This window comes from Paraburkholderia nemoris, from assembly GCF_905221015.1.
GTDB classification, from domain to species: Bacteria; Pseudomonadota; Gammaproteobacteria; order Burkholderiales; family Burkholderiaceae; genus Paraburkholderia; species Paraburkholderia nemoris.
The window spans coordinates 95,088-107,649 of sequence record NZ_CAJNBO010000019.1; the positions used below are offsets into that span (position 1 = coordinate 95,088).

Sequence of the window (12,562 nt, forward strand, 5' to 3'; positions counted from 1 at the left end):
AGAAAACAGTCGATCGCGCGCCGCGCGTGCCAGTCTAAAATTTCGCCATGAATCCACAGGTCCTTATCGTCGACGACGACCCGGTAGTGCGCGATCTGCTTTGCAAGTTTCTGCAGACGAACGGCTTCGACGCGTCAGTGCTGCACGACGGCACCCATTTGCAACGCCGGCTCGAACGTGAGCGGCCGTCGGTCGTCGTGCTCGACATCATGATGCCGAACACCGACGGCTTACGCGCGCTCACCGCGCTGCGTGCCGCCGGCGACGACATTCCGGTGATTTTCGTAACGGCGCGCGGTACGGTGGCCGACCGCATCGTCGGGCTTTCGCTCGGTGCGGACGACTACCTGACCAAGCCGTTCGACCCACGCGAACTGCTCGCGCGCATCCATACGGTGCTGCGCCGCCGCGGGCCGTCCACCACAAGCGCGCCGGAAGCCCGCAAGCCGTATCGCTTCGGGCCGTTCGAACTCGACTTCGCCACGCGCGCGCTGTCGCGCGACGACTCGAAGCTGCCGCTGCGCGACAGCGAGTTCGCCCTGCTAAAGATTTTCGTCAACAATCCGTACAAAGTGCTGTCGCGCGTGCTGATCCACGATCTCGTGCATCGCGACAATCTCGCTTTCCGCGATCGCAGCCTCGACGTGCCGATCTGGCGCCTGCGCCGCGTGATCGAAGATGACCCGTCCAATCCCTGCTACGTGCAAACAGTGCGCGGCAAAGGCTACGTATTCGTGCCCGACGCCGACGGCACACCGTTCGCCGACGAGGCTGCCTCAAGCGCATGAGAAACCCGCTGAACACGCTGTTCGGCAGAATGGCGTTATTGTCGGCGGCGGTGTTGTTTGCAATTCAGGCCGGGTGGTTCGTACTGGTGGTGATGCAGCCGCCGCGCCACGAAATCGACGGCTTCGCACGCGGCATTCTGCTCGTGCTGCAGGCCATCAACGGCGAGCCGATGAAGGGCGCCGCGCTTGCGCCCGCCATGCGGGTGCACCTCGTGCCTACGTGGAACATGCCGTCGAGCGTCCATCTGCGCACGCCGGATCAGCGTCCGCTGGTCGAATTGAGCCGGCACTTGCGCGAAAACCTGCCGCCCGGCACGCAGATCGCCGTCGACGACCTGCGCCCGCCGCAGCTATGGGTGCTGTTCCCCGGCAAATCAAACTGGGTTGTCGTGCCGGTGGACGTGCCGCCGCGCCCGCGCTTCGTGATCGAATCCGTCTCGATGCTGGCGGCGGCGCTGATTCTGTCGCTGTTCGCGGTCTGGCAGATGCAGCGGCCGCTGTCGCGCGTGGCCGATGCCGCTCGCGCGTTCGGTTCAGGCGGCCGGCCGGAACCCGTGACCGTGCAGGGTCCGCGCGAACTGCGCGATCTGATCGGCTCCTTCAACGACATGATGCGGCGTCTGAACGAGGCCGGTGACGACCAGGCGGTGATGCTGGCCGGCGTCGCGCACGACCTGAAAGCGCCGCTCACGCGGCTGAAGTTGCGTGCGAGCGTACTGGTTGCGGAAAGTGAGCGGGCCGGCCTGATACGCGACGTCGACTCGCTGACCAACATCGTCCAGCAGTTTCTGGAGTTTGCGGGTCAGTCCGCCGACACCGGGCCGCCGGTCGAAGTCGACGAATTCCTGCAGGAACAGTTTTCCGCCGGCGACAGCACCGAGACGCCGCTCTTCACGCTCGATCTGCGCGCCGGTTCGTCGTTCACGCTTCCGCGCACCTTGCTCGACCGGCTGGTCACGAACCTGGTCGACAACGCGCTCGAGCACGGCTCACCGCCGGTGGATATCGCCACGGCACGCGATGACCGGCATTGGGTCATCAGCGTGCGCGACCACGGCCCAGGCATTCCCGACGATCGCATCGCGGCGGCGATGAAACCGTTCGTCCGGCTCGACGCCGCACGTGGTGGCGAAGGTCATTGCGGCCTGGGCCTCGCGATCGTCGCGCGGCTCGCGCACGATCGCGGCGGACGCTGCCATGTGCGCAATCACGCGCAAGGCGGGCTGGAAGTGCGGATTGAATTGCCGGTTGGGCCGGCACACGCGAAGGATGGTCGAGAAGGGTGAAGCGGCAGTGAGGCGGCATCGAGCACGGGCACTTACACGCCCTTACTGGATGGCCTTTTGTGATGGCAGCGGCCTTATAGTCGCCCCCGGCAACCTCGATGCCGCCCTTCTCTGTCCGCCCGCTTATTTGGGGCGGACTTTTTTTCGTCTGTGCCTGCCGGTGTAGTCCGCGCAACAAAAGGCACACCAGGCGCGGCAAGTGCGAGTCAGAGGACCAGGCGGTCGTGCAACGTGTCGATCGTCGCTTGAGACAGGCCCAGGCCTTGTGTCAGATAGCTCGCCATCGTGCCGTAGCTCGCCTGCACCTGATCGAACCCCGCCTGCAGATAATTGTCCTGGACGGTGAACAGGGGCGACTCGCTCGCGGCGATCGCGTCGCCGCTTTGCGCGCGTAACACCTCGGTCTGCGCCGCGATCGACTGAGCCAGATAGACGTTGCTCAGCAGATAGTCCTGCATGATGACGTCGAGCGGCACGTTGGCAATGCTGAGCAGGAGAGCCGCGACCCAACCGGTGCGATCCTTACCGGCATTGGAATGAAACAGTTGCGCGCCGGCGCCATTGGCGAGTCGCGTAAGGAGCTCGCCGTAGCCGACGCGCTGAGCGGCGCCGGTGACATAGGCGCGCGCCTGGGCCTCCATGAACGCGACGGCGGCGCCTGCCGTATCGAAGGTTGGCGCGACGAAGTCGCTGACACCCAGCACGTCCAGCGCCTGCGATGTCGCGCCGACCGGCAGGATATCCGCGGTACGCGCGATTTCGCCAGGCGTGCGCAGATCGTAGACCGCGGCGATGCCGAGTTTGTCGAGCGCGGCCGTGTCGGCAGCGCTCAGGGTCAGCGCGTTCGCGCGATAAAAGGCCCCGCGACGCATCTGTTTGCCGTCAACCGTGGGATAACCGGCGGCCGCGCCCGCCACATCGCGGAAGTTACTCACCGAGGCGAGGCGTGGCGTTTCCGGCTGATCGGCGTCCAGATTTCCGCCCCCGCAAGCCGACAGCAGCGAACTGCCCATGCCGGAAAGCAGCAACACGCTTGCCGAGGACTTCAGGAATGCGCGGCGCGATTGATAAGCCCGCAAAGGCGTGCTCGCGGAGCGGCGGAATGGCGAGCAGGTTTTTGCGGTTGCGTGCATTAAGGGTGACGGGTGCGGACGTGAATAGGACTTTCGCAGCTTGAGTGCTGCGGGCGCAGTTTAACGGCGAATAATTTTTTTCGGGTTACATCGTAGTAGTTGGTAAGGAACCGGAATGGAATCTCTTACTCCATCGCCATTTTTGACCACAACTGGCCGCACAACACCTCGTCCCCTTAGAATACAAAAAACCCCCGATCAAGCCGCCGGAAGGCAAAAACCGCCTGGAGACCACAAAAAAACATGCCCTCTCTCCAATGGTTCACCGAACTGACCCAGCGCGAACGCCGCACCCTCTACGCTGGCTTCGGCGGCTATGCAGTCGACGCGTTCGACTTCATGATCTACTCATTCCTCATCCCGACGCTGATCGCAACGTGGGGCATGACCAAAAGCGAAGCCGGCATGATCGCGACCAGTTCGCTGATTTCGTCGGCGATCGGCGGCTGGCTCGCCGGCATTCTGGCCGACCGTTACGGACGCGTCCGTGTGCTCCAGTGGACCATCGCCACCTTCGCGATCTTCACCTGCCTGTCAGGTTTCACCCACTCGTTCTGGCAACTGCTGACCACCCGCACGCTGCAGGGCATCGGCTTCGGCGGCGAATGGTCGGTCGTGACGATCATGATGGCCGAAACCATCCGTTCACCTCAACATCGCGCGAAAGCTGTCGGCACCGTGCAGAGCAGCTGGTCCGTCGGCTGGGCCGCGGCGGCCATCATCTATTGGGCGTTCTTCGCGCTGCTGCCAGAACAGGTCGCATGGCGCGCCTGCTTCTGGATCGGCCTGCTGCCCGCGCTGTGGATCTTCTACATTCGCCGCAATGTCAGCGATCCTGAAATTTTTCTCGAAACACGCCGCGCTCGCGACAGCGGTTTCGATACTTCGCATTTCCTGCAGATCTTCTCCTTCCCTCACCTCAAGACCACCCTGCTGGGCAGCGTGCTGTGCACCGGCATGCTCGGCGGCTACTACGCGATCACCACCTGGCTGCCAACCTATCTGAAGACCGTGCGCCATCTGTCGGTCTTCAACACCAGCGGCTATCTGATCGTGCTTATCGTCGGCTCGTTCACCGGCTATATCGTCGGGGCGATTCTGTGCGACAAGATCGGCCGGCGCGCATCGTTCGTGCTGTTCGCAATCGGCTCGTTCGTGCTCGGCATGGTCTACACGATGCTGCCGATCACCGACGGCATGATGCTCGCGCTCGGCTTCCCGCTCGGTATCGTCGTGCAAGGGATTTTTGCGGGCGTCGGCGCGTATTTATCGGAGCTCTATCCGAATGCGATCCGCGGCTCGGGGCAGGGCTTTTGCTACAACCTCGGCCGCGGCCTCGGCTCGTTCTTTCCGATCCTGGTGGGTACACTGTCGCAAACCATGACGCTTGTTAAGGCGATGGGTATTGTCGCCGGTTCGGGCTATCTGCTGGTGATCGTCGCCGCAGTGTGTCTGCCGGAAACCAAGGGCAAAGTGCTCGGCGCGACCAGCCCTACCGCCTGAAATCGTTGCACACAACCATGAAAACGATTGTTCTCGGCGGCGGCGTCATTGGCGTCGCCACCGCGTTTTATCTGCGCCAGCAAGGCTGCGACGTTACCCTGATCGAACGCGAGCCGGATGTCGCGCTCTCGACCAGCTTCGGCAACGCCGGCGTGATCGCGCCGGGTTACGTGACGCCGTGGGCCGCGCCCGGCATGCCGGCGAAGATTCTCAAGTATCTGTTCGAGCCGGCCTCACCGCTGATTTTCCGCCCCACCCTGGATCCGGCTCAATGGCGTTGGATCGCGCGCTGGCTCCGTGAATGCGACCTCGAACGGTTTCGCGTCAACAAGCAGCGCATGCAACGCATCGCTTATTACAGCCGCGAGTGCCTGCACGAATTCCGTGGCCGTCATCCGTTCGACTATGGCCGCAGCCAGGGCTATCTGCAATTGTTCCGCAGCGAGTACGACGTCGAGCTCGCGCAACCGGCATTGGCGGTCTTGCGCGATGCGGGCATTGCGCACCGTGAGGTCAGCGCGGCGCAGTGCGTCGAGATCGAACCGGGTTTGCGCTGGGCACGTCAGACGCCGCTCTCGGGTCTCTATCTCCCCGACGACGAAGCCGGCGATTGCGCCCGCTTCACCCGTGAATTGCGGGCGATCTGCGAGCGCAACGGTGTGCAGTTTCGCTTCGACACGCGGATAAGTTCGCTCGACGTGCGAGGCGGTACGGTGCGCGCGGTGCATCTCGAGAGCGAACGGGGCAGCGAGACGTTGCAAGCGGAAGCGGTCGTGGTGGCGCTGGGGGTCGACAGTGCGGCGCTGCTCGCGCCGCTTGGTGTGAAGGTGCCGCTCTACCCGGTCAAAGGCTATTCGGCGACGCTGCCGGTCACCGACGATGAAAAAGCCCCGCATGCCGCACTGATGGACGAGTCGCTGAAGACGGCAATCACGCGCTTCGGCAACAACCTGCGCGTGGCCGGCACCGCGGAACTCGGCAATCGCCAGACGACGTTGCGCGAGCAGGCCTTGCAGACGCTGATGAAAGTGCTCAAGGACTGGTTTCCGCACGCGGCCAACCCGACCTCCGCACACTTCTGGGTGGGCCGCCGGCCAATGACGCCCGATGGTGCGCCGTTACTCGGCCCGTCCGGTGTGGAGAATCTGTGGCTGAATCTCGGGCACGGCTCGACGGGCTGGGCGATGTCGATGGGCTCGGGCCGGGTGGTCGCGGATCTGATTACGCAGCGCACGCCGGAGATCGATCTGGACGGGCTGACGCTGGCGCGCTATCGGAAATGACCGCGCGCCCCCACGCGTAGGCAGGACGCTTCAACGAACGCCACGTGACACACCTGGCGTCGCAAAAACAGAAAAGCCGGGTCACCCTCTCAGGTGCCCGGCTTTGTTTTTGCCGCTTTGTCGTCTCCACCACATCCTGCAAGCAGTGGCTGGTTTCCGCTTTGAAGAGCGAAAACCAGCCGGAGACGTTAGGTTAACGCGGCAGTTCCGAATGCCCCATCAGGAATGCATCGACCGAACGTGCGCACTGACGGCCTTCGCGGATCGCCCACACCACCAGCGACTGGCCACGGCGCATGTCGCCCGCGGTGAAGACCTTGTCCACCGACGTGTAATACGCCTTGTCGCCTTCAGTCGACGCGCGCACGTTGCCACGGTTGTCCTTGTCGACACCGAACGCTTCGAGCACAGGCGACACCGGCTGCGTGAAGCCCATGGCCAGCAGCACCAGATCGGCCTTCATTTCGAATTCCGAGTTCGGCACTTCCTGCATCTTGCCGTCCTTCCATTCGACGCGCGCGGCGATCAGTTTCTCGACCTTGCCGTTCTTGCCTTCGAGGCGCTTGGTAGCCACCGCCCAATCGCGCGAGCAGCCCTCGTCATGCGACGACGACGTGCGCAGCTTGATCGGCCAGTACGGCCACACGAGCGGCTTGTTTTCTTCTTCCGGCGGTTGCGGCAGCAGTTCGAATTGCGTGACGCTCTTCGCGCCATGACGGTTCGACGTACCGACGCAGTCCGAACCCGTATCGCCGCCACCGATCACGACCACATGCTTGCCCTTGGCGAGCAGCTGGTTCGCGACCTTGTCGCCGGCGTTGACCTTGTTCTGCTGCGGCAGGAATTCCATCGCGTAATGGATGCCTTCCAGCTCGCGGCCCGGCACCGGCAGATCGCGCGGCGTTTCCGAACCGCCGGCGATCACGACCGCGTCGAACTGTTCTTTCAGCTCGGCCGGCGTGACGGTTTCCTTCGCGGTGTTGCCGATATGCGCCGGCAGCGAATCCGCCTTGCCGACGAATACGTTGGCGCGGAACGTCACGCCTTCGGCTTCCATCTGACGCATGCGGCGGTCGATCAGCCACTTCTCCAGCTTGAAGTCAGGAATGCCGTAACGCAGCAAACCGCCGATGCGGTCGTTCTTTTCGAACACGGTGACATCGTGCCCCGCACGCGCGAGTTGCTGCGCGACGGCCAAACCGGCGGGGCCTGATCCGACCACGGCGACCTTCTTGCCCGTCTTGTGCTTCGGCGGCAGCGGCGCGACCCAACCTTCGGCCCACGCTTTGTCGATGATCGCGTGTTCGATCGACTTGATGCCGACCGCGTCGTCGTTGATGCCGAGCGTGCACGCCGCTTCGCACGGCGCCGGGCAGATGCGGCCCGTGAACTCGGGGAAGTTGTTCGTCGAGTGCAGCACTTCGATCGCGGTCTTCCAGTCCTGATGGAACACCAGGTCGTTGAAGTCCGGGATGATGTTGTTCACCGGGCAGCCGTTGTTGCAGAACGGAATGCCGCAGTCCATGCAACGTGCGCCTTGAATCTTGGCTTCGTCGTCGGTCAGTGCCGCGACGAATTCCTTGTAGTGCTTCACACGCGTGAGCGGAGCTTCGTACGCCTCGTGGCGGCGCTCGAACTCGAGAAAACCGGTTGCCTTGCCCATGTGGTTCTCTTCTCTATCTGTATCAGGTGAGGTGATCTACACCCGCCGCGCGTCGAACAATCGAGTAGTTGAGCGCGGCGGGTACGGCTAAGTGTGACGTCTGCGGGTCGAGCCGCGGGCGGGTCAGTTAAGCGGCGAGGACTTCCTTGTTCGCCTTCTTCGCTGCCATTTCGCCCAGTGCGCGCTTGTATTCGGTCGGGAATACCTTCACGAACTGACGGCGCGATGCATCCCAGTTTTCCAGCAACGCTTTCGCACGCGGCGAACCCGTGAACTGGAAGTGACGTTCGATGAGACCCTTGAGCAGAACTTCATCGGTTGCGCCGCTGTGCCACAAGCCCTTGTCGACCGTGCGTTCCTGTTCCGCCTGTTGCAGAACCGGATCGAGCGCGACCATCGACTTGTTGCACTTGCCCGCGAACGTGTTGTCCGGGTCGTACACGTAAGCGATACCGCCCGACATACCGGCCGCGAAGTTACGGCCCGTTTCGCCGAGCACGATCACCGTGCCGCCCGTCATGTATTCGCAACCGTGGTCGCCCGTGCCTTCGACAACCGCAGTCGCGCCCGAGTTACGCACGCAGAAACGCTCGCCCGCGACGCCGCGGAAGAACGATTCGCCTTCGATCGCGCCGTACATCACCGTGTTGCCGCAGATGATGTTTTCTTCGGACTTGCCGCGGAAATCGTTAGTCGGACGGATGATGATGCGGCCGCCCGAGAGGCCCTTGCCGACGTAGTCGTTACCGTCGCCAACCAGATCCAGCGTCACGCCTCTTGCGAGGAACGCGCCGAAACTCTGGCCCGCGGTGCCCTTCAACTGGATGTGAATCGTGTCGTCAGGCAGGCCGTCGTGGCCGTACTTCTTCGCAATCGTGCCGGACAGCATCGCGCCGACCGTACGGTTCACGTTGCGCACCGGCTGAATGAACGAGACGTGCTCGCCCTTCTCGATCGCGGCCTTCGCCTTCTCGATCAGCACGTGATCCAATGCGCGGTCGAGACCGTGGTCTTGCACGTCGACGTGCTTGCGTGCGACGTCAGCCGAAACCTGCGGCTGATAGAACACGCGCGAGAAGTCGAGACCCTTCGCCTTCCAGTGTTCGACGCCCTTCTTCATATCGAGCAGTTCGGCGTGACCGATCAGGTCCTCGAACTTGCGGATGCCCAGTTGCGCCATGATTTCGCGCGCTTCTTCGGCAACGAAGAAGAAGAAGTTGACGACGTGTTCCGGCTGTCCCTGGAACTTCGCACGCAGCACCGGATCTTGCGTCGCGACACCGACCGGGCAGGTGTTCAGGTGGCACTTGCGCATCATGATGCAGCCTTCGACGACGAGCGGCGCCGTCGCGAAGCCGAATTCGTCCGCGCCGAGCAGCGCGCCGATCACGACGTCGCGACCGGTCTTCATCTGACCGTCGGCCTGCACGCGAATACGGCCGCGCAGCTGGTTCAGCACCAGCGTTTGCTGCGTTTCGGCCAGACCCAGTTCCCACGGCGTACCGGCATGCTTCACCGACGACAGCGGCGATGCACCCGTGCCGCCGTCATGGCCGGCGATCACAACGTGATCGGCCTTCGCCTTGGCGACACCGGCAGCGACCGTACCGACGCCCGACTCCGACACCAGCTTCACCGACACGCTGGCGGCCGAGTTGGCGTTCTTCAGGTCGTGAATCAGCTGCGCCAGATCTTCGATCGAGTAGATGTCGTGGTGCGGCGGCGGCGAAATCAGGCCGACGCCCGGCACCGAGTAACGCAGCTTGCCGATGTATTCCGACACCTTGTGACCCGGCAACTGACCGCCTTCGCCCGGCTTTGCGCCCTGCGCCATCTTGATCTGGATCTGATCGGCCGACGCGAGGTATTCCGCCGTCACGCCGAAACGGCCCGACGCCACTTGCTTGATCTTCGAGCGCAGCGAATCGCCGTCCTTCAGCGGAATGTCGACGATCACTTCGTCGCCGATCACCGACTTCATGGTGTCGCCGTTCTTGATCGGAATGCCACGCAGTTCGTTGCGATAACGGTTCACGTCCTCGCCGCCTTCGCCGGTGTTCGACTTGCCGCCGATGCGGTTCATCGCGACCGCCAGCGTGGCGTGGGCTTCGGTCGAGATCGAGCCCAGCGACATGGCGCCGGTGGCGAAACGCTTGACGATGTCCTTCGCCGATTCCACTTCGTCGAGCGGAATCGCCTTGGTCGGGTCGAACTTGAATTCGAACAGGCCGCGGAACGTCATATGACGCTTGGTCTGATCGTTGATCAGATGCGCGTATTCCTTGTACGTCTGGTACGAGTTGCTGCGCGCCGAGTGTTGCAGCTTGGCGATCGCATCCGGCGTCCACATGTGCTCTTCGCCGCGCACGCGATAGGCGTACTCGCCACCCGCGTCGAGCATGTTCGCGAGCACCGGGTTGTCGCCGAACGCATCGCGATGCAGACGGATCGCTTCTTCCGCGACGTCGAACAGGCCGATCCCGCCGACCTTCGACGAGGTGCCGTTGAAATACTTCGACACCAGGCCTTCAGCCAGACCGACCGCTTCGAAAATCTGCGCGCCGGTGTACGACATGTAGGTCGAAATGCCCATCTTCGACATGACCTTCATCAGACCCTTGCCGACTGCCTTGGTGAAGTTGTAGACCGCCTTCTCCGCCGACAGGTCGCCCTTCAGGCCCACTGCCATCTGGCTGAGCGTTTCCATCGCGAGGTACGGGTGCACGGCTTCCGCGCCGTAGCCCGCAAGCAGCGCGAAGTGGTGCGTTTCACGCGCCGAGCCGGTTTCAACGACGAGACCCGCGCTCGTGCGCAGACCGTGCTGGACGAGGTGCGTATGGATCGCGGCGGTGGCCAGCAATGCCGGGATCGCGACGTTGTCGCGGTCGGTCTTGCGGTCCGACACGATCAGCATGTTGTAGCCGGACTTGACCGCGTCCACGGCTTCCGCGCACAGCGATGCCAGACGCGCTTCGATACCCTCCTTGCCCCAGGCCACCGGATAGCAGATGTTCAGTTCGTAGGAGCTGAACTTGCCGCCCGTGTACTGATCGATCGCGCGGATCTTGGCGATGTCCTTGAAGTCGAGCACCGGCTGCGACACTTCGAGGCGCATCGGCGGGTTGATGTTGTTGGTGTCCAGCAGGTTCGGCTTCGGACCGACGAACGACACCAGCGACATCACCATGTTTTCACGGATCGGGTCGATCGGCGGGTTCGTGACTTGCGCGAACAGCTGCTTGAAGTAGTGATAGAGCGTCTTGTTCTTGTTGGACATGACGGCCAGCGGCGAGTCGTTGCCCATCGAACCGACAGCTTCTTCGCCGGCTTGCGCCATCGGCGCCATCAGGAACTTGAGGTCTTCCTGCGTGTAGCCGAACGCCTGCTGACGATCCAGCAAAGCAGCGGCTTCGCGGCGTTCCGTCGCGACGTCTTCGGCCTTCGCCTCGATTTCGTCGAGCTTGATGCGCACGGCGTCGATCCAGCTCTTGTACGGCTTGGCGTTCGCGAGGTTGTCCTTCAGTTCCTTGTCGTCGATGATGCGGCCGTGTTCCATGTCGATCAGGAACATCTTGCCCGGCTGCAGACGCCACTTCTTGACGATCTTCGACTCGGGGATAGGCAGCGTGCCAGCCTCCGACGCCATGATGACCAGGTCGTCGTCGGTGACGATGTAGCGCGCCGGACGCAGACCGTTACGGTCAAGCGTGGCGCCGATCTGGCGGCCGTCGGTGAAGGCGATCGCGGCAGGGCCGTCCCACGGCTCCATCATCGCGGCGTGGTATTCGTAGAACGCGCGGCGGTTGTCGTCCATCAGCGTGTGCTGTTCCCACGCTTCCGGGATCATCATCATCACGGCGTGCACGAGCGGGTACCCGGCCATCACCAGCAGTTCGAGACAGTTGTCGAACGACGCGGTATCCGATTGACCCGGGTAGATCAGCGGCCACAGCTTCGGCAGATCGTCGCCGAGCACGTGCGACGCGATCGCGCCGGTACGGGCGTTCAGCCAGTTGACGTTGCCCTTCACCGTGTTGATTTCGCCGTTGTGGGCGATCATGCGGTACGGGTGAGCCAGTTCCCACGCCGGGAACGTGTTGGTCGAGAAGCGTTGGTGCACCAGCGCCAGCGCCGACACCGTACGCTCGTCCTGCAGGTCACGGTAATACACGCCGACCTGGCCCGCCAGCAGCAGCCCCTTATAGACGACCGTGCGCGCCGAGCACGACGGCACGAAGTATTCCTTGCCGTGCTTGAGCTTGAGCGCCTGGATGCGGTGGCTCGCGGTCTTGCGGATCACGTACAGCTTCCGCTCGAGCGCGTCGGTCACCATGATGTCCTTGCCGCGGCCGATGAAGATCTGGCGGATCAGCGGCTCGCTCGCCTTGACGGTGGGCGAAATCGGCATGGTGTGGTCGACCGGCACGTCGCGCCAGCCCAGCACGACCTGGCCTTCGGCCTTCACCGTGCGTTCCAGCTCCTGTTCGCAGGCGAGACGCGATGCGTGTTCCTTCGGCAGGAACACCATGCCGACGCCGTACTCGCCGTTCGGCGGCAGCACCACGCCCTGCTTGGCCATTTCCTCGCGGTAGAAACCGTCCGGAATCTGGATCAGGATGCCCGCGCCGTCGCCCATCAGCGGATCGGCGCCGACGGCGCCCCGGTGGTCGAGGTTCTCGAGAATCTTCAGGCCCTGCTCGATGATCTCGTGGCTTTTCTTGCCCTTGATGTGAGCGACGAAGCCGACGCCGCAGGCGTCATGTTCGTTTTGCGGGTCGTACAGACCTTGCGCGGCGGGAACCGGGTGAGTCGGTTGCTGGTGGTCGTTCATGGGGACACCGTCTGTGAGGGGCCGGACAGGCCGTTAAAACCGTTTTTCTATTGCCGCAGTGCGCTCCGCAACCGC

The 12,562-nt window shown here is 63.3% G+C and carries 7 protein-coding genes; 4 read left to right on the forward strand and 3 right to left on the reverse strand.

Features of this window, described 5'->3' with window-relative positions; all coding sequences use genetic code 11:
* Positions 1-47: 47 nt before the first annotated feature.
* Entirely contained in the window at positions 48-788 is a 741-nt protein-coding gene (locus tag KHO33_RS27160) for a response regulator (protein WP_093643412.1), read from the forward strand.
* Entirely contained in the window at positions 785-2,074 is a 1,290-nt protein-coding gene (locus KHO33_RS27165; protein ID WP_200566031.1) for an ATP-binding protein, read from the forward strand. The genes KHO33_RS27160 and KHO33_RS27165 overlap by 4 nt, the downstream gene beginning before the upstream one ends.
* A gap of 206 nt (positions 2,075-2,280) precedes the next feature.
* On the opposite strand, the gene KHO33_RS27170 is transcribed toward KHO33_RS27165, so the two are convergent.
* Positions 2,281-3,207: a tyrosine-protein phosphatase gene (locus KHO33_RS27170; RefSeq protein ID WP_200566030.1), complete on the reverse strand. Its 927-nt coding sequence runs from the start codon at positions 3,205-3,207 to the stop codon at positions 2,281-2,283.
* Positions 3,208-3,450: 243 nt separating this feature from the next.
* On the opposite strand from KHO33_RS27170, the gene KHO33_RS27175 reads away from it, so the two are divergent.
* Positions 3,451-4,710 carry an MFS transporter gene (locus KHO33_RS27175; protein ID WP_054036593.1) on the forward strand — a complete coding sequence of 420 codons (1,260 nt, stop codon included), beginning with the start codon at positions 3,451-3,453 and terminating at the stop codon, positions 4,708-4,710.
* A gap of 17 nt (positions 4,711-4,727) precedes the next feature.
* Positions 4,728-5,993: a D-amino acid dehydrogenase gene (locus KHO33_RS27180; protein WP_200566029.1), complete on the forward strand. Its 1,266-nt coding sequence runs from the start codon at positions 4,728-4,730 to the stop codon at positions 5,991-5,993.
* A 193-nt stretch (positions 5,994-6,186) separates the two neighbouring features.
* On the opposite strand, the gene KHO33_RS27185 is transcribed toward KHO33_RS27180, so the two are convergent.
* Entirely contained in the window at positions 6,187-7,656 is a 1,470-nt protein-coding gene (locus KHO33_RS27185; protein ID WP_200566028.1) for a glutamate synthase subunit beta, read from the reverse strand.
* A 127-nt stretch (positions 7,657-7,783) separates the two neighbouring features.
* On the reverse strand, positions 7,784-12,487 hold the full coding sequence (locus tag KHO33_RS27190; RefSeq protein WP_200566027.1) for a glutamate synthase-related protein: 4,704 nt from the start codon (positions 12,485-12,487) through the stop codon (positions 7,784-7,786).
* Positions 12,488-12,562: the final 75 nt, after the last annotated feature.